We start from the raw sequence: 19,771 nt of genomic DNA on the forward strand, positions 1-19,771 counted from the left end.
ACTTGCGTCCATTGACCAATATTCCTTACTGCTGCCTCCCGTAGGAGACGGGCCCGTGTCTCAGTGCCCGTGTGACTGGTCGCGCTCTCACGCCAGTTACTGATCGTCGGCTTGGTGAGCCGTTACCTCACCAACTACCTAATCAGACGCACGCCCATCTCTAAGTGATAAATCTTTAATTGCTGATTGATGCCAATCCACAATCCTATGGGGTATTAATCCGGATTTCTCCGGGCTATCTCCCGCTTAGAGGAAGGTTGCGTACGTGTTCCGCACCCGTTTGCCGGTCGCCACCAGTATTGCTACCGTGCTGCCCCTCGACTTGCATGTATTAGGCCTGCCGCTAGCGTTCATCCTGAGCCAGGATCAAACTCTCCATTGTAAAGAAGTTGTTTGAACTGACTAATTTTCTCAAGAAAATCAGACGATATTCAATTAATGTTTTCGCTGTACATTACCTGTGTGTCGCATCCTTATAAAAGGTTTTGACTTCTGCTGTTCCAATCTTTCAAAGAACTTATGTTAATACCTGCGTACTAACTTCGTTGATGTTACGGTTATGAACCGTTAGACCTGCTGTCACATCTGTTATTTTGTTTCGAAGAACTTGCTTTTGTATTCGTCGTTTTGGGGTTGCAAAGATATGCATTTTCTTCTTTTCTTTCCAAATCTTTTTTGAAGATTTTTCAGATTCTTTTTTTACTTGCTAAAATCCATCAAACCCAACAGGTACCTGCTTTTCAGCGTATAACTGTTATCCATGTATGCTTGTAAAAATCAGTAGTGAGAAGAACTTTGTGTGGTGTGCTTTCTATCAAAGCGGGACGCAAAGGTAAGGAGTTTTTGATCACTTCCAAATATTTTAGCGGCTGATTTTAAAATAATTTTAGAGAAGGGCTGTGGGAGAGGGTTTGAGCAAGCCTTCCGGATAAGCAACCTTTACCAGGAACAATCCCTGCGGAGGCACCGCAAAATCTGCGCGGGTGCAGTCTTTGCTGGCAATAACATCATGAAACTCCTGCAGGGTAAGCTTGCCCCGCCCTACCCTCAGCATAGTACCTACCAGGCCCCGCACCATTCCCCGCAAAAAGCGGTTGGCGCTTACATTATATACCAGCTGTTTGTCGTGCAGGGTCCAGTACGATTCCTGGATCTTACAAATAAAAGTCCTTACCTGTGTATTGCGTTTGGAGAAAGTAGTAAAGTCTGAATACTCTTTTATAATAGCGGCGGCTTCCTGTAAAAGCCCGGTATCCATCGTGTAAGGAAAAAAGTAACCACGGTCCCGCATGAAAGGGTCTTTCTCTTTATACAGATAATACTCATAAGAGCGGCCCAGCGCATCAAAGCGGGCATGGGCTTCCGGGGGTACTTCGTGAATAGCCTTCAGCACAATATCCGGCGGCAAAATAGCATTGATCTTATACAGGAACTGCGGATGCAGGGTTAGCTCCGTATCAAAATGCAGGAAGTTCTGCAAGGCGTGCACCCCCGCATCAGTACGGCTGGAGCCTGTGGTAACCACTGGTGCGCGCAATAATGTACTCAATGCCTTATCCAGCACGGATTGCACGGTAAGCGCATTTTCCTGCACCTGGAAACCACTGTATTGAGTGCCTTTATAGGAAACATCTATGAAATAGCGGCGGGTTACAGCTCCGGTCATTTACGCAGCATAGCTTTAAAACGGCTCTGGTAATAATTGTCGATCAGCAAGCTGCCCAGATCCGCAAACTTTTCTGAATCATATACTTTAGGATAGGCCATATCCAGGAGCCTGTAGCGGTATTCATCTGTACCTACCAGCTGGGCCAGTCTTTTAACCTGGGCGGTTTCCAGGCAATAACCACGGGTATTACGCTGAAAGGTTGTTATCATCCCATCATCATCCTTAGCTGATACAAACTTGCGCAGCAGCTTACGGAAGGCGGTTTCGTCCATGGTATTGGCGCAATCGGAGTTGATCATTTTTACGCCTTCTTCTTTGGCAGCTTTTTCCTTACGCACAGGGGCAGAATAATCAACACTGTCTGTTACTATATTATTAGGATGCTCTTCTCCATTCGCCAATTCAGCCAGCTTACGCTTTTTCTTTTTAGATACTTTGGGTGTTTCCAGCGTAACTGCGGAAGCGTCTGTAATTGCCGGTGCTGCTGCATTTGCTGCGGGCGCCGATACATCGGCTGCAGTTTCTTTTGCAGCTGGTGGTGTTGCAGCAGCTTCCGTAGCAGGTACGGTGCTACGCTGCCCGGTGCTATCATCCATAAATTCTATGAACTCCGGATCAGATGATTTTTTCTTTTTGCCCTTCTTTGCCTTTTTGGGCGCTTCTTCTTTTACCACTGCCGCGGTATCGGTAACCGGTAATACCGGTGTTTCTGCAACGGCTTCCGGTTTCCCGGTATCTGTTGCTGCCGGCGCGGCAGCATCCGTATTGGCCGGCGCAACGGGTGTTTCTGCAGGAGCTGCAGGCGCATCGGCAGTAGCAGTACTATCTGCCTGTGCAGCTTTATGCTCATCATCCATCACCTGTTTTAACAGGGCCTGTTCTTCGTCTGTTAATGCGGCTCTTTCCTGCTTACGTTTACGGCGGTTCTTTTTAGGTTCGGGCGTTAATACAACTCCACTGGCATCTACCACAGCGCCGGTAGCTGCAGCGGCGGCAGGTGCAGCTGCTGGCGGTGTTTCCACGGCTATTTCTTCCGGACGATCGTCATGCACTACTTTATCCAGGGTTTCAGCAAATTTATTACTGGCTTTTTTGGGTGGCGCGGGTTTACCCGTAGTGGTAATTTCTGCTTTACCTCCCAATGCCGTATCCAGGTCTTTTCTCAGGGCGGCCATCATAGCCTGGCCGGTGGTATCGGCTGTTGCTGCCGGTGTTTCCGTAGCTACAGGGGCAGCTGGCGTAGTATTGGTATCTGTCAAAGCTGCTGCCATTTCCCCTCCTGCAGCGGCTATCGGCTGTTCCGGCGCTTTCTCTGCGGTATTGGCTTTGGTTACGCTAAACGTTTGCAGGTTATATAAGGCAAAATTCTTTTCGTCGGTTTGTTTGAGCAGGTACCCCTGATCGCCCTTACCCAGCTTTACCTGGAACTGCTGTTCCGGTGCTTCATTTTTCGGGAAGCCTACTGTTAAGGGCGTGGTGCCGGCAGGTAATTCTGCTATAATAATGTAGCCCCGGTCTGATGAGCTGAGCACTTTTCCATTATACTTCACATAAAAAGGCTGTGGCTTCTCGTTCTGTATATATACAAAATACTGCTGCTCCTGGGCAAACAGCTGACCTGCTGCCAACAGGCAAAGCAGCACATATATGCTTCTTTTAAAATATCGGATCATATAAAATTGCTAAAAACGCGTTATTGCTCCTTCTGCTATGCAAATATTATTCCAGCACTATTAAGACTTCCCCTTTTTCGACGGCTACCCCGGGGTTTACCTTGATGGCCTTAACAACGGCATCTGTTGCTGATTTAAATACATTCTCCATTTTCATGGCTTCCAGTACCAATACCGGATCGCCTTTGCGGATGGTTTGTCCCGGCTCCACCAGTACTTTTAATACCAGCCCTGGCATAGGCGCTTTAATATCATTTACCTTATGGGTCAGGGCATCTTTAATGCCCATAGCGGCCAGCAGCTGGTCTATTGGCTCTTCCAGGCTTACTTCGTATACCTGCTGTGCTATTTCCAGGGTCACGGTTTTGGCGTCCCGGTCTACCTTTAGCACCTGCGCCGTATAACTATGCCCATCCATAATAATGCTATAACTCCCTGCCGGCACCTGTATGGCAGACCAGCTCACGACCTGCTCATTGCAGCTTATTTCCTTGCCTGTTTGAATAGTAAAAGGTGGTTGCCCATTAACGGTTGCCTTTATCATTAGTTGCTTGTCTTATGAACAAAAATAGGAATTTTAACCACTTGGCTCGTATTTGGGCCATTTGTTTAAATTTGGGCTTTTACCATAAACAGACCTGCTACTTTTGATTTAAAACAGTTTTTACATGAATGTATTGAAGAAAACATTGCTGAGCATATTGCTGGGAGGAATGGCCGGGGCGGCCTGTTATGCGCCTGCCATGGCCCAAAGCAACATGGAGGACCAACAGAATGATCCCTTATTAAAGATATACCGGGCTTCTGCAACCAAGGTCAATGACCTGGTACATACCAAGCTGGATGTACGTTTTGATTATGCCAAGCGATATATGTACGGAAAGGCCTGGATCACCCTGAAACCCCATTTCTACCCTACTGATTCCCTGACGCTGGATGCCAAAGGCATGGATATTAAGCAGGTGGCGGTGGTAAAAGGCGGTAAAAACAGCACGCTTAAATATGCCTATGACGGGATGGAGCTGCACATAAAGCTGGATAAAACATACCAGAACACTGATTCTTATATTATATATATAGACTATACCTCCAAACCAAATGAGCTGAAGGTTAAAGGCAGCGCGGCCATTAATGACGCCAAAGGCCTGTACTTCATTAACCCCGATGGTACTGAACCCAATAAACCCATCCAGATATGGACGCAGGGCGAAACAGAGGCATCCTCTGTATGGTTCCCCACTATTGACAAAAACAACCAGAAAACCACGGACGAGATCAGCATGACCGTGGATAAAAAATATGTAACCCTTTCCAACGGCGTGCTGGCCAGCCAGAAGAACAATGCCGATGGTACCCGTACCGATACCTGGAAAATGGACCTGCCCCATGCCCCTTACCTGTTTATGATGGCTATAGGCGATTTTGCTGTTGTAAAAGATAAATGGCGCGGCAAAGAAGTGAACTATTATGTAGAACATGCGTACGAGCCTTATGCTAAAAGTATTTTTGGCAATACACCGGAAATGCTCACCTTTTACTCTACCGCATTGGGTTATGACTATGCCTGGCCCAAATATTCACAGGTGGTAGTAAGGGATTACGTATCCGGCGCTATGGAAAACACTACTGCTACCCTACACGGCGATTTTCTTCAAAAGAACAACCGCGAGCTGCTGGATGATAACAAACAGGGCGAAAGCGTAATTGCGCACGAGCTGTTCCACCAATGGTTTGGCGACCTGGCTACCTGTGAATCCTGGAGCAACCTGACGCTGAACGAATCTTTTGCAGACTACAGCGAATACCTGTGGTTTGAGCATAAATACGGAAAAGATATGGCGGATGATCACAACTATAAATCTGCCCAGAACTATATCCAGTTCTCCCAATACGCCGGCGACCGTGACCTGGTACGTTTTCACTACCATGATAAAGAAGATATGTTTGATGCGGTAAGCTACCAGAAAGGCGGCCGGATCCTGAACATGCTGCGTAATTATGTGGGGGATGATGCCTTCTTTAAATCCCTGAACCTGTACCTGAAAACCAATGCCTTTAAAGCTACAGAAGCGCACCAGCTGCGCCTGGCCTTTGAAGAAGTGACCGGTAAAGACCTGAACTGGTTCTTTTACCCATGGTATTTTGGACAAGGATTTCCCCTGCTGGATATTAACTATGCATACAACGACGCGGCTAAAACCGTAAGCGTGATCCTGAAGCAAACACAAACAACCGGTAAGATCTTCCAGCTGCCCCTAGCCATTGACGTATATAACGGCAGTAAAAAAGAAAGACACCTGGTGACCATGAGCGATGCGGCAGATACCTTTACTTTCTCTTACGATAAAAAACCGGAGTTTGTGAATGTGGATGCGGATAAAGTGATCCTGGCCACCAAAACAGACCACCGCGATATTAATACCTACATTTTCCAGTTTGCGCATGCGCCCCTGTACATGGACCGCCGGGAAGCTATTGATGCCTGCCTGAAACAGCAAACCTCCAATGCAGATGCACGTAAGGTAGTGGCTGCAGCGCTGAAGGATAAGTTCCATGGCCTGCGCGTGCTTACCATCAATGGTTTAAAGCTGGATAATGCTGATGTAAAAGCAGCTACCCTGAGCACCCTGGAAAACCTGGCCAAGAGCGATGAAAATGCGCTGGTGCGTGCAGCTGCCTTACAACAGCTGGGCAAGCTGAAAGATGTGAAATATACCTCTTTACTGGAAACTGCTACCAAAGACAGCTCTTACGCTGCTGCCGGCGCCGCGCTGGTAGGCTTGTCTGAGCTGGATATGGATAAAGCCTATAAGCTGGCCAAACAAATGGAAAGCACTGCCAAAGGCGCGCTTTCTGCCAGCATTGGCGATGTGTATGCTAAAAAAGGCGACAAGAATGATATTGCCTTCTTTGCCAAGTCCTTTGAGGATGCGGCTAACGGCCAGCCTAAATTTGAGGCAGCCATTCAATACCTGAAAATATTGAATGATGTGGATAATACTGCTGCCGTAACCAAAGGCATTGACCAGATAAAAGCAATGGCAGACCAGTTTAAGAATAACATGGTGTACAATTACCTGGTTAGCATGATGACCCCTATAGCCCAGCAAAAGCAACAGAAAGCAGATGGCAGCAATGGGGCAGTGAAAGAGGAGCTGACCAAACAAAGTACTCACATTAAGGAAGTGATACAGGAGCTGAAGGCGAGTGCCGCAGGCAGCGATAATTAATAATTACGAATGAATAATTAATAATAAAGCCCGCCGGTCATCAATATACCGGCGGGCTTTTTTTATTCATTCGTAATTATAATTCTACCTCATGGTGGCGTTCGGGGATCTGGATATCGGCGAAGCCTTTTTTATGCAGCCATTCGCGGAAAACGGTTTGTACTTCGTATTCACCGTGTACCAGGAATAATTTTTTAACGGCCGCAGGATCCTGGCAGGAGAGCCACTGCCCCAGGTCTTCATAATCGCCATGGGCGCTCATGGAGCGCACGGAAGCTACATCTGCCCGCACCTGGTGCCAGGTGCCGTAAATTGAAACTTCTTTCATACCGCGCATCAGGCGGCCACCCAGGGATTCCGGCTCGCAATAACCTACCAGCAGAATGGTGTTACGCTCATCATCAATGTTATTGGCAATATGGTGTTTTACACGGCCTGCTTCCGCCATACCGCTGGCGGAGATAATAACACAAGGCTCCTTACGGAAGTTAAGTGATTTGGATTCCTCTATGGTATGAATGTATTGCAGGCCCGGGAAGTCAAACGGATCATCGTCTATTTCCAGCAGCCGGGCTACTGTTTTATTAAAACATTCCGGGTGGGTGCGTACTACCTGTGTAGCTTCCATAGACAGCGGGCTGTCTACAAAAATATCCACTTCAGGCAGCTTGCCCTGTAACTGTGCACGGTTCAGCGCATATAACAGCTCCTGGGTACGGCCAACGCTAAAGGCCGGGATAATGAGCTTGCCTTTTTTTACGGTGCAGGTCTGGCGGATGTGCTCCACCAGCGCATCGTCAGAGGGAGCTGCTTCTGCGTGCAGGGTGCTGCCGTAGGTTGATTCCATTACAATATAATCTGCCTGCGGAAAAGGATCCGGGGAGCGGAGGATGGCATCGCCATAACGGCCAATATCGCCACTGAAAGTAAGCTGGGTGGTCTTACTATTTTCCGTTACACGTAAATGCACAGCGGCGCTGCCTATAATATGGCCGGCATCTGTGAACATAGCCTCTACCCCATCACATACCTTAAACCATTGCTGGTATTTTACCGCCTGTAAGGCACGCAGGCTGCGTTCTGCATCATCTGTCGTGTACAAAGGCTCTATATGCGGCAGGCCGGCCCGGGCGCGCTTTTTATTGGTGTATTTAATATCATCTTCCTGGATCTCTGCAGAATCCATCAGCAGCACCCTTGTCAGATCATACGTGGCGGATGTGCAGTAAATACGGCCTTTGTAGCCCAGCCTTACCAGGCGGGGTATTAAGCCGGTATGATCAATGTGGGCATGTGACAGCAACATGTAATCCACATCCGAAGCATCAAAACCCAGGTCGTGGTTCAGCGCATCCGTATCCTTACCCATGCCCTGGAACATACCGCAGTCCAGTAAGATCTTTTTTCCATTCTGTAAAGTAACCAGGTGTTTGGAGCCCGTAACGGTACGGGCGGCGCCGTGAAAAGCAATTTTCATTCTCTTATCCGCTTTTGTTTATAGTTGTGGTGGGTCAGGCTTCACTTTTAGCAGCCCGCTTAAATGACCAGGTGATGGCGAAAGTGGCAATTAATGTACCGTCCTTACTTTCGCCGGTGCTTTGCACGGTAAGGGTTACCGGCTCACCGGTGTCCAGGGTGTGCGCTATAGCTGCCTGTATGGCGGCGCCGTCCCGGCAGGTGAACCAGGTTTTGGTTTTAGCCTTTTTCATAAAACCTGCTTCCATGCCTGTTACTAACATGGATACACGCTGCGGGGCTTCTGCCACATGCAGCATGGCCAGCAAACCGCTGCTCATTTCTGCGGCCATAGCCAGGCAGGCAAAATAAGTAGAGCGGAAAGGGTTTTGTGATAACCAGCGGTAGGGTACTACCGTGGTGCAGGTATGCGGCTGTATATTTTTTACCCTTACGCCTGCAAGCCAGGCGCTGGGCAGCTTCCATAACAGGAACAGGGAAAATTTCAGCGGGTGTTTTACTTTATCAATAAAGCCCATGGTGCGTATTATTGATTTACATAATTGGCGGGGTTCAATGCTGCCGGCGACCATTGCTTCAGCATTTCCAGCACCTTTTGTTTATCATAGCTGTCCGCCGATTCCAGCAGGCCGCTGTTCTGCGTATGCAGCCGGTTACCTTTATCATCCAGTATCACCAGCACGGGGAAGCCAAAACGCTGCGGGTAACCCAGCTTTTGCAGGATGGGCAGGTTCTTGTTTTCCTTGCTGTAATTCAGGTGGTACACTATATAATTCTTTTGTGCGGCACTGGTAAGCTCCGCATCATCATGCATAAACTTGTACAGCCTTTTACACCAGATGCACCAGTTACCGCCTATTTGTAATAATACATATTTATGTTCCTTAGCCGCCTGTTGGGTTACCTTCTCCAGATCAGCGGATGCATTGGCGGCAGGGTCATAAATATGTTCCAGGTCCAGCGGGGCCTGGGCCTTAAGCACTGGTAGCTGTAACAGCAAACAGGCGCTGCAGATCCAAAAGAGCTTCATCATATCCCAATATAAGAAAAGGCGCGCATATGTGCGATAGGTATTATGCCGGGTTACTTAACGACATGGTATAGGCATGGATAGCTGTTTGCGCATTCACGCCCGGGCCTTCTGCCGGTGCAGGTACCGGAATGTTCTGAATGCTGGCATCCAGCCTTACGGCATTGGTATTATCTGCCAGCTGCAGGTGTATGATCTCTTTAGCCTGCTGCTGTAAAGCGGCGTCGTATAAGGGAAAGCATACTTCAATGCGGCGGTGCAGGTTACGGTTCATCCAGTCGGCTGAGCCCATGTACACCTCTTCCCGGCCATTGTTATGGAAAATGAACACGCGGGCATGTTCCAGGAAACGGTCTACTATACGCGTTACCGTTATATTCACACTTTCCGGCAGCTCGGGGCGCAGGCAGCAAATGCTGCGCACGATCAGCTGCACCTGTACGCCTGCCTGCCCGGCCTCATACAGCTTGGCGATCATTTGTTTTTCCTGCAGGTTATTGAGCTTAATGGTAATGCGTGCCTCCTTACCTGCTTTGGCATTTTCAATTTCCCGGTCAATGAGCTCCGTAAAACGGGCTACCAGGTTAAACTGGGCTACCAGCAGGTGTTTGAACGTCATAAAGCCATACTCCTTGGGCTGTTCCCGGCTTTGCAGGTACAGGAACAGCAGCTCCATTTCCCGGGTAATATCCGGATGGGCGGTCAGCAGCACATGATCAGTATAAAAGCGGGCGGTGCTTTCATTAAAGTTACCGGTGGCCATCAGCCCCATATAATCCCATTGGTGGCCGCGTTTGCGTTTTACCAGCGCGGTTTTGGCATGCACCTTCAGCCCGGGTATGCTGTATACGATCTTTACCCCGGCTTCCTTCATTTTTTTAGACCAGCGGATGTTATTCTCCTCATCAAACCTGGCTTTCAATTCCACAAACACGGTTACCTGTTTGCCATTACGGGCAGCGCTGATCAAAGCGCTGGCTATCAGGGAGCCGGAGGCTATACGGTATAAGGTAACGTAGATCTCCCGCACATCCGGGTCAGCGGCGGCTTCATTAAAAAAGCGCAGTATATAATCATACCGCTGGTAAGGCACATGCAGCAATACATCCTGCTGCATAACGGCATCCAATATACGCGGTGCATTTTCCAGCACCGGTACCCTTGCCGGGGGCAGCTTGCCATAGGTAAGCGCAGGCGCTTTAACAGGCATGGGCAGGTCCGCCAGGTCTTTCAGGTTATGATAACAGCCGCCGGCTACCGGCTCGCCGGGTTGTATGTTAAAGTAGGCTACCAGGTAGTGCAGGGCAGCTTCCGGCATAACAGCATCATACAAAAAGCGGGTGGGAATACCCAGCTCTCTTTTTTTGATCATGGTTTCCACCTGCTCCAGCACATCCCCTTTCAGCTCATTCATATCTGCTTCTGCGTCCCGGGTTATTTTAATGCTGTAACAGCCGGTAACGGTATATTCCGGGAACAGGAAGCTGATGTTTTCGCGGATCACATCATCCAGCATGGCAATGTAATACACATCCTCCTGCGGGGGCAGCTCCATAAAACGGGGCAGGTGCTGGCTGGGAATATTCACTACTGCGTAGCGCTGCTTATCCGGGTTATTGTCCGGTGTAAGGGTTACCACCAGGTACAGCATGTTATTTTCCAGGAAAAAATTCTGTTTGCGGTGCAGCCATACGGGCTGCAGGTAAGCCAATACCCGGGTAAGGAAATATTCTTTCAGGAAGGGATGGTGCACTTCCGGTATGGCTTCTTTATAATATAAATGTACCTGCTGGCGGTTCAGCTCCGGCAGCAGGGTTTGCGTTAGTATGGTACCAAACTCCTGCTGCTGGCGGTCTATTTCATGCTGTATGGCATGCAGGGTTTCTTCAGATACAGGCTCCTCCCCTGCTACGCCGGGATCTTTCCTTAACAGGTGGTTTACGGCCAGCACAGCGGGCATACGCACCCGGAAAAACTCATCGAGGTTAGAAGAAAAGATGGACAGGAAACGGATACGTTCGTATAAGGGTACCCGTTGGTCTTTGGCCATGCATAACACCCGGTAGTTAAATGAAAGCCAGCTCAGATCACGATCGTATAAAGGAACTTCGATTGCCATGCTAAAAAATAAAAATGAAAAACTACTCCTTTACCGGGAAGAAGATAACTGCAATAATGAAGGCCATTACGGAAATGATGAGCCCAAACATAAAAATGTTGTAGGCAATACGCAACAGGCGGTATTTCTGTCCCAGCACCACGCCCAGGTGATAAATATCCTGGATCATGCTGCCATACAGGAAATCAGCATCCTGCATCATTTGCTGCATACCCCAGCTGTATTCTTCCAGGCCCATGCCGTGGAAGTTGCCAAAGAACAACAGGTTGGTTTTTTTCTTTTCAATATCCTCCCGGGTAAAACGGCCCTGTGTAATATTGGGCCGGGTGGCCAGCACGGAATATATGATAGTAACCACGCTGGTGGCCAGCAGTATAAAGGAGGGTATGATGAGGTTCGGGTTATCTTCCAGCTTACGCAGGAGTACTGATAACAGGATGGAGATGATAATAGAGTTGGTGGAGATCATGATATGCGCCTTGCTGTCGGCCATGGAGCTCAACCGGATATGATTGGTGGAGGTCATGCGGAACATGGTTTCAATACCTCTGTCCGGCTTCTTGGGCTTTTTCTCCTTTTCCTGCTCTTTATCCTTATCCTTGTCTTTTTCTTTTTTGTCTTTTTCTTTATGTGTGGCCACTGCTTCGTTGTTATGTATGATCTGTAAAGGTTCTCCGTCCTCTGACTTTTTCTCCAGCTTGCGCCGCAGCCAGCGGATGTTCTCATCCTTCTGCTGTTTGTTCAGCACGCGGCAATAATCTGTAAAATACTGATGGCCTTCCAGGAACAGGAGGTTATTGGCCGTCCAGGTAACACCGGGTATATGCTGGCCTGTAACCGCTTCTGCTTCCTGCCGCATTAATTTACTACGTTCCTTATAATGTTTGGAGCCCAGGTGGAACAGGTCTGCATCACAGACGATCTGCTGCAACAGGTTATGCGGCGACTGGGGCATTTTGGTAGCCATAATACAATCCACTACCTGCTGCTGTACGGGCGCCGGTACCTGCCGGCTGTTCATAAATTCCCGTGCCATGGCGGCGCCGTTTTCTTCATGTTCTTTAGACTGGCCCATTAAATAACCCGTATCATGAAACCAGGCGGCTACCATTACTACCATCAGGTCCTGTTCCTGCAACCGGTAATGAGAAGCTATCTGGTCCGCTGCCTGTACTACCTGCTGGGTATGCAGTAAGTTGTGATAAACCAGGTTTGGATGCGGATGTTGCTGATATTGTGTCTTAACATATTGGCCGGCTGCTTCAATGAGAGAACCTGTTTGCATAAATAACAATTCTGAAGAACAGCAAGTTACTGCATTTTTGATTTAAATTTACCCGTAAATTGAAGAACCGCCTTAACGCCTAACGCATAATGTTGCACGCTAACCTGTAGTACCGGCGGCATTCGTGTTAAGCATCGGCACAAGCATTCATGTATTATGAGCATACGCCTTACCCTGATATTATCACTGGCCTTTATTTCCTGCAATGCCTTCAGTGACCGGCAGGACCGCCAATATCAATCCCCCAAGGGTTATAAACTTACGGAACCCCACCGGTACCGTGTCAGGGAGTCTATGCAGGAAATATCCGGTATTGTGCTGGACCCCGATGAGCGCCATATTTACTCCATTAATGATGAACAGGGCAAAATATTTGTTGTTGATGTGAATACGGACAAGCCCTACCCTACCACCAAATTCGGCAAAAGCGGTGATTATGAAGACCTGGTGAAGACCAACCAGGGCTGGTTTGTGCTCAAAAGCAACGGCATCCTGTTCCATGTGCATGATATGTTCACGGACAGCGTATCTGCCACTGAATACAAGTTCTCCAAAAAAGGCAAGCAGGAGTTTGAAAGCGTTTATGTGGATACCCCTTCCAACAGCGTGATCATGATCTGTAAAGATTGCCCGGAAGATAAGAATGAATCTGTATCCAGCGCCTACCGCTTCCGGCTGGATAACCTGCAGTTTGATAAGGAAGCCGCCTACCACCTGAGCGTGGATGATATTGAAAGGCTGGCAGGTATTGAGATCAATCATTTCCGGCCTTCTGCCGCAGCCATGCACCCCATAGAGCATCGTTTGTACATTATATCCTCCATTAACCGCCTGCTGGTAATTGCCAGCCGGGAAGGCAAGATACAGGAGGTATACCACCTGAAGCATAAGCTGTTCAATCAACCGGAAGGCATTTCCTTTGCACCCAACGGGGATATGTATGTTTCAAATGAGGCAGGAGACGGTGTAGCGGACATTTTAAAATTCAGCTACAAACCATAGTAGATCATACACCGGAAACATTAAATCATCCATCGAAAAACTAAGGCCTGTGTATGGCCTTAGCTATTGATGCCAACCAACGTATCGCTTAAAACCAACATCCCATGCTGCGGAAATTTACTTTATTGTTGATAGCTGCCGGCTGTAGCGCTTTAGCGCATGCACAGACGGATAGCGTATTGCAACGTATTATACTGATAGGCGATGCAGGCGAGCTGCACCAGGATGGCCACAACCCGGTGGTGGATGCTGTGCGCAGGCAATTCAATATGCAGGATGCACGTAATACCGTGCTTTACCTGGGCGATAACGTATACCCGTACGGGTTACCCGATGAAACGGCGCCCCGTTACCCCCTTTCCAAAGAAATACTCGATTACCAGGTGAACCTGGTGCGTAACCAGGCCGCACAGGCCATTTTTGTTCCCGGCAACCATGACTGGGCCAAAGGCAAACCCAATGGCTGGGAAACCATCCTCAATGAACAGCAGTATGTGGATGGCCAGCAGCTGCCCAATGTGCGTTTTTTGCCGCAGGATGGCTGCCCCGGGCCGGTAGAAGTGCACATCAGCGATAATGTAACCCTGATCGTAATGGATAGTGAATGGTGGCTGTTCCCCTATGCAAAACCGGGCGCCAACTCAGCCTGCGACTGTAAGGATAAAGTAGAGGTGATGGCGGCCCTGCATGATATTGTAAACCGTAATGCCGGTAAGCTGCTGGTGTTTGCCACCCACCACCCTTTGCGCAGCCATGGCATACATGGCGGTTACTACACCATTAAACAACATATTTTTCCTTTTACCGACCTGAAGCCCTCTTTATACATACCGCTGCCGGTAATAGGCTCCATTTATCCTTTGGCCCGCGGCGTGTTTGGCAGCATACAGGACCTGCCCCACCCGGAGTACCAGCAAATGGTAAAAGGTATTGAAGAAGCTTTTAAAGGCCATGGCCCCTCTGTATTTGTGGCCGGCCATGACCATGCGCTGCAGCTGCTGCAGGATGGGCAGGATTATTACGTGGTAAGCGGCAGCGGCGCCAAACAGGACCGGGTGAAGATGGGCAAAAACTCCAGATACGCTACTTCCGGTAATGGCTTTAGCGCCCTGGAACTTATGCAGGACGGTACTTTGCGCATACGGTACTACCTTATAGACAAGCTGCCCCAGCCCGTATATGCAGCCAACCTGTTTAACATACAAACTATAAAACGTGCAGCCGTTTCCGGTACCCCGGCATCCGCATTACCGGCAGCCATTAAAGTGGCTGCTGATACGCGGTATGAAAAAGCCAGCAGCCTGCAGCGTTTCTGGTTAGGCAATAACTACCGCAACGTATGGGCTGCCCCGCTGAACTTCCCCGTGTTTGATATTCATAAGGAAAAAGACGGCCTGAAAATACTGAAGCGCGGCGGCGGCATGCAAACCCGCTCCCTGCGGCTGGAGGATAAAGAAGGGAATGAGTGGGTATTACGCTCCCTGAAAAAAGACCCGCGCAATGCGCTGCCGGAAGAGCTGCGGCAAACCGTGGCCCTGGAAGTGGTGCAGGACCAGATCTCTGCCTCCAACCCATATGCGCCGCCGGTAGTAAGCGCCCTGGCTGAAGCTGCAGGCGTACCACATGCCAACCCCGCCTTTGTATACCTGCCAAAAGATACTTCCCTTGGAATATATGAAAATGATTTTGGGGGTGATGTGTACCTGTTTGAAGAGCGGGAGCCGGTAAAGGATAAAACCTATAACACGGAAAAACTGCTGGATCAGATCCAAAGCGATAATGATAACCGTGTGGACCAGGAAGCGGTATTACATGCCCGCCTGCTGGATATGCTGATAGGCGACTGGGACCGCCATGACGACCAGTGGCGCTGGGGCGTAGTGAAAAAAGGGAAGGACAAGGGTAAAGATTTTTACCCCATTCCCCGCGACCGTGATCAGGCCTTTTTTGTGAATGAAGGCGTATTACCGCGCATAGCCTCCCGGCGCTGGATCATGCCCAAGTTTCAGGGCTTCCGCGCACACTTCCAGGATATTGAAGGGCTGGGCTTTAATGCCCGCTACTTTGACCGCTCTTTCCTGAACACTTTGAGCCAGGATGACTGGCAACAGCATGCCCACCAGCTGGTGCAGCAAATGAGCGACAGTGTAATACAGGATGCGGTGCACCATTTCCCGGATACCGTACGCCTGCTGGCAGGCGACAGAACCATTGCCGGGTTAAAAGGCCGGCGCGCTGTGCTGGAAAAAGAAGGATTGAAATACTACCGCTTCCTTTCCAAAGAGGTGGATATACCCGGCACCAAGAAAAATGAGCTGTTCTCCATTCAAAAATTAGAGAACGGGAAGGTGGCTGTAACCAGCTATAAGATCAGCAAAGATGGGGAAACAGAACAACCCATTTATTCCCGCACCTTTGACCCTGACGTTACCAAAGAGGTGCGTGTATTTGGCCTGGGCGGTAATGACCGTTTTGTAGTAACGGGGCAAAACAGCACGCCTATACGCATTCGCTTAATTGGCGGTAAAAATGAAGATACTTATGTGGATAGCTCCGGTACCGGTGGCAAGCGGATCCTGATATACGATCTGAAACAAGGTAAGGACAGCTTTGACCTGAACCGTAATGATAAACGGATGCTCTCCTCCAGCCCGGATGTGATCCGTTACAACCGGATGGCGTTTAAATACGATAAGCTGATGCCGCTGGCTACCGCAGCCTTTAACAAGGATGACGGGGTGCTGCTGGGGCTGGGCTTCCAGTACACAAAACAAGGTTTCCGTAAAGAGCCTTTTGCCGTACGGCATACCTTTACAGCCGGCCATGCGCTGGCTACCAAGGCATTCCAGTTCCGCTACCTGGGCGAATTCACGGACTTTATTGGCAGCACAGACCTTTCACTGGCAGCCAGCGCCAAAGCGCCACATAATACCACCAACTTCTTTGGGCTGGGTAATGAAACCGTGTTTGATGAAACCGGGGGAAAGGATATCTGGTACTACCGTTCCCGTTATAACCTGTATAATGCAGAGGCTTTGCTGAAAAGCAAGCTGGCTTCCAGCTTACAGTTCTTTTACGGCCCCAGCTTTACTTATTATGCGTTGGATAAAGATGAGAACAGCGACCGGTATGTGAGCAAGTTTCCGCAGAATGGGCTGGATTCCATAGGCGTGTATGCTACCAAACAATACGCCGGCCTGCGGGTGGGTTTGCAGATAGACACCCGTAACAATGATATACTACCCTCCCGCGGTATCCTGTGGACCACCAGCCTGCTTGGCAACCAGGGCCTGAACCAGGAGCAGCACCATTACCTGCAGCTGCAGTCAGACATGAGCATTTACACCAGCTTTAACGTGCCGGCCAATCTGGTATTTGTAACCCGCTTTGGCGGCGGCGTTATATGGGGGCATTATGAATTTTTCCAGGCCATGATGCTGGGCGGCGTGCAAAACCTGCGCGGCTACCGCAATAACCGCTTTGCGGGCAACAGCATGGTGTATAACAATACGGAGCTGCGCCTGCGGCTGTTCCAGTTCCGCTCTTACCTGTTCCCCGCTACGGTAGGTTTAATTGCCTATAATGATGTGGGACGTGTATGGGCAAAAGGCGAAAGCTCCGGTACATGGCATGATGGGTATGGCGGCGGCTTATATTGCTCACCGGTGAATATGTTCATTATTACCGCTACGGTGGCTAACTCACCGGAGGGGCTGCTGCCTTACATTACATTTGGTTTCAAGTTCTAAGCGCTTTATATAATAAAGAAGCCCCGTGTAGCTTATACTGCACGGGGCTTTTAATTTATGGTGTATAACCAGCCTTATTCCTGTTCCAGGTTCACCTCAACCCGCATGGCCTTTAAACCGCTGATGCCCTGCAGCTCTTCCAGGTCCAGCATTTCAATGCCTGGTTTCAGGACATTTTTATTTTGCAGGAAGTGTATGTATTTGCGGTACTCTTCCATTTCCTTTACGTAAGAATATACTACTGCAATGGTATTAGGCTGTGTAAGCCGTTCTCCGCCCGGTTGAATATGCACTTTATCAATACGCTTTTTCATGATCTCGTAACGGATATTATAAGCGCCTTCCACATCAAAACGTCTTTCATCCTGCCGGAAGCTGATATCTATCGGGTTGCTGTGCGCCAGTATCAGCTGCGTGGTTTGCAGGGGTACTTTCAGCTCGCCTTTCAGCTTATGTGTAAGCCTGGCTATTTCTGCCATGGACGATAGCTGCCACAGGCGCAGGTTACGCAGGTACAGCAGGTCAAACTTCTGCCGCTGTGAAATAGACTGGCCTATGTAAATGTTGTACTCCAAACCATCTGTACGGTACTTTTCAAAGTAACAGGGAAAAGAGAGCTGGATGTTCTCCTTCTCTTTATCCAGGTACTTGCTGATGGCCATGTTAATGCTGGCCAGGCTTTCCTCATACTCCTGCCGGTGGTGAAGAATGTGCCCTTCTGATTTATCTATGGTTTTAAAATACGTGTCCAGCGCGGGTTGCAGCTGTGTATGGCTATCATATAAATGCCTGAACAGCGGGGCTATTTCCTGGTTCAGGAAATCGTTGATCTGCTGTTCTTCTTCAGATACCATGTTGTTGCTGATATCACCCAGCAGGGCTTCGTTCTTAAAACGCACTTCTTCCAGCAAAGGGAGGTGAATAGTACCATCTACCTGGTGCAGGGTATCTTTTATCAGCAGCAATTGCTCCCGCAGGTCTTCATGTATGGCATTGCTGCGCTCTACAGAAGAGTTGCGGATATCAATGGCCCCATATAAAGGGTATACGTCTTCAAAAGTTATATTGCCTATATCCTTACGCTCTGTGGCAGGCGTGTGCAGGTACTGCCAGGCGGCATCTGTGAACTTCCATTCCACGGCGGATTGCAAGGCAGTGAACTGTTCTTTGATAACCCCGGTTATACGGCTTTTCAGTATATCCAGGCTTCTGCTCAGCAGCAGCACCGCCATAGGGTGTATTGGCTCCAGCTGGCCCAGTGATTCAAGGTTAATGCCATTTTCTACAGTAGATGCTAGCTCCACAATGCCCAGCAGCTCATCCTCGTGCATAATGGGCGCTATGATAATGCTCTTAATGCCTTTTAGCGGCAGGTATTTCAGGAAGCTATATAGCTGCACCGTGCTTTCATTCACATCCGGTATCACCAGTGGCTGAGGGTTGTGCAGCATATATTCCAGCAGCTGCTGAAACAGGTGCTGCTGCTGTTTTTCATTCCCCTTCAGGCCCAGCACAATATCCGTTTCACTAAAGCGGGATTCCAGCACATAACGGCCGTTGATCTTGGGTACTGGCAGCAGGTGCACCGCAGCTTCTTTCAGCTGTGATGCAGCCAGGATGTTCTCTTCCAGCTTACGGTAGCTCTGGATCTCGTTGGTTTCGTTCATGTTCATCACCAGGTCTTTCACACGGCTCAGCACCTGCTCCTGGGTAACATCTTTTACGGTCCAGATCACAAAGCCTTCCAGGGCAAACATGCTCAGGGGCAATATTTCCTCCAGCCAGTCCAGGCATACCTTTTTGGTGCAAACCTGGTCGTAGGTAAGCTCCGGGATCTCGCCTTTCACCTTTACATCTACAAAGCGCGGGTCTACCTTTACCTTTACGTATCCTTTAATGCCACTGCCATTTTCAGGGGTGGCTACGGTATGAATGATCTCTGTGTCATAGTTCACCGGGAACTTATACACCCTTTGCAGAATGAGCTTATACAGCCATTCCTTTTTATCTCTTGCTACCTTATCCGTACCAAAACCATGTGGCACAGTGGCCAGGTGCTCTCCGTCTTTGGTGAAAACTTTCTTGAACTGCTCAGAATAATAGAAGATGGCAAACTTGTAAGGCATGCCAATTCCGTAAATATCTTTATCCATGTCTGCCGTAACGGGAAAAACGCTGGCCGCCACAATGTCCAGTAATTCCTGGTGGGCAGCCACTTCTTCAGGTCCGTTCAACGGAACCAGTGCGGCAGGGATCTGTTCAAACTTATCAACCAGCTTGCGGTAGTAGAACGCTCTCGTATCTGCTTCGTTGGCAGCCTTCTCCTTCAGGAACCTTACAAAAGGCGCAAAGGAGATCCTGCTTTCGATGATCCCTTCATCCTTAAAAATACCTTTTTGTGCGGTTAAAACTCTCATAGTCAACTTAAGTATAGTTTAATTCATTTGCGAATATTTGATTCGGCATCAGTTATCGTGTGACAGTGTATGTGTGCAGGATTAAGCAGTTTGGGAAGAAGTAATTAGCTACAAAGTTACA

The 19,771-nt window shown here is 48.9% G+C and carries 12 protein-coding genes and 1 rRNA gene; 3 read left to right on the top strand and 10 right to left on the bottom strand.

Annotated elements, in window-relative coordinates:
* From KVT36_RS26780 to KVT36_RS26795, 4 genes are all read right to left on the bottom strand, one after another.
* Positions 1 to 382, bottom strand: a 16S ribosomal RNA gene (locus KVT36_RS26780); the annotation flags it as partial.
* 504 nt (positions 383 to 886) lie between these two features.
* The gene (gene truA / locus KVT36_RS26785) at positions 887 to 1,666 is read right to left on the bottom strand and encodes a tRNA pseudouridine(38-40) synthase TruA (protein WP_217606517.1); all 780 of its coding nucleotides are present in this window, start codon (positions 1,664 to 1,666) and stop codon (positions 887 to 889) included.
* The gene (locus tag KVT36_RS26790; protein WP_217606518.1) at positions 1,663 to 3,342 is read right to left on the bottom strand and encodes a DUF4476 domain-containing protein; all 1,680 of its coding nucleotides are present in this window, start codon (positions 3,340 to 3,342) and stop codon (positions 1,663 to 1,665) included. Before KVT36_RS26790 ends, truA begins: the two co-directional genes overlap by 4 nt.
* A 46-nt stretch (positions 3,343 to 3,388) precedes the next feature.
* Positions 3,389 to 3,886, bottom strand: coding sequence for a biotin/lipoyl-containing protein (locus tag KVT36_RS26795; protein WP_217606519.1), 498 nt, complete (start codon positions 3,884 to 3,886; stop codon positions 3,389 to 3,391).
* Between the two features lie 124 nt (positions 3,887 to 4,010).
* Here KVT36_RS26795 and KVT36_RS26800 point away from each other — a divergent pair, with 124 nt between their 5' ends.
* Complete coding sequence (locus KVT36_RS26800; RefSeq protein ID WP_217606520.1) at positions 4,011 to 6,572, top strand: M1 family metallopeptidase; 2,562 nt, start codon at positions 4,011 to 4,013, stop codon at positions 6,570 to 6,572.
* 76 nt (positions 6,573 to 6,648) lie between these two features.
* Here KVT36_RS26800 and KVT36_RS26805 read toward each other — a convergent pair whose 3' ends face one another.
* Genes KVT36_RS26805 through KVT36_RS26825 form a run of 5 tightly spaced genes read right to left on the bottom strand, consistent with a single transcriptional unit; the run spans position 6,649 to position 12,482 of the window.
* Entirely contained in the window at positions 6,649 to 8,049 is a 1,401-nt protein-coding gene (locus KVT36_RS26805; protein WP_217606521.1) for an MBL fold metallo-hydrolase, read from the bottom strand.
* Positions 8,050 to 8,083: 34 nt separating this feature from the next.
* The gene (locus tag KVT36_RS26810; protein ID WP_217606522.1) at positions 8,084 to 8,566 is read right to left on the bottom strand and encodes a DUF4442 domain-containing protein; all 483 of its coding nucleotides are present in this window, start codon (positions 8,564 to 8,566) and stop codon (positions 8,084 to 8,086) included.
* Positions 8,567 to 8,574: 8 nt separating this feature from the next.
* Positions 8,575 to 9,081 carry a thioredoxin family protein gene (locus tag KVT36_RS26815; RefSeq protein ID WP_217606523.1) on the bottom strand — a complete coding sequence of 169 codons (507 nt, stop codon included), beginning with the start codon at positions 9,079 to 9,081 and terminating at the stop codon, positions 8,575 to 8,577.
* Between the two features lie 40 nt (positions 9,082 to 9,121).
* Positions 9,122 to 11,197, bottom strand: coding sequence for a polyphosphate kinase 1 (gene ppk1 / locus KVT36_RS26820; RefSeq protein WP_254640221.1), 2,076 nt, complete (start codon positions 11,195 to 11,197; stop codon positions 9,122 to 9,124).
* Positions 11,198 to 11,219: 22 nt separating this feature from the next.
* Positions 11,220 to 12,482, bottom strand: a complete 1,263-nt coding sequence (locus tag KVT36_RS26825) for a Pycsar system effector family protein (RefSeq protein WP_217606524.1) — start codon at positions 12,480 to 12,482, stop codon at positions 11,220 to 11,222.
* 156 nt (positions 12,483 to 12,638) lie between these two features.
* On the opposite strand from KVT36_RS26825, the gene KVT36_RS26830 reads away from it, so the two are divergent.
* Together KVT36_RS26830 and KVT36_RS26835 are read left to right on the top strand one after the other, a co-directional pair.
* Positions 12,639 to 13,484: an SdiA-regulated domain-containing protein gene (locus tag KVT36_RS26830; RefSeq protein WP_217606525.1), complete on the top strand. Its 846-nt coding sequence runs from the start codon at positions 12,639 to 12,641 to the stop codon at positions 13,482 to 13,484.
* Positions 13,485 to 13,588: 104 nt separating this feature from the next.
* Positions 13,589 to 17,233, top strand: a complete 3,645-nt coding sequence (locus KVT36_RS26835; RefSeq protein WP_217606526.1) for a BamA/TamA family outer membrane protein — start codon at positions 13,589 to 13,591, stop codon at positions 17,231 to 17,233.
* 74 nt (positions 17,234 to 17,307) lie between these two features.
* Here the strand turns inward: KVT36_RS26835 and KVT36_RS26840 are convergent, their stop codons facing one another.
* Positions 17,308 to 19,650, bottom strand: a complete 2,343-nt coding sequence (locus KVT36_RS26840; RefSeq protein ID WP_217606527.1) for a GAF domain-containing protein — start codon at positions 19,648 to 19,650, stop codon at positions 17,308 to 17,310.
* Between the last annotated feature and the right edge of the window lie 121 nt (positions 19,651 to 19,771).

The organism is Chitinophaga sp. GbtcB8 (assembly GCF_019091455.1).
Taxonomy (GTDB): Bacteria; Bacteroidota; Bacteroidia; order Chitinophagales; family Chitinophagaceae; genus Chitinophaga.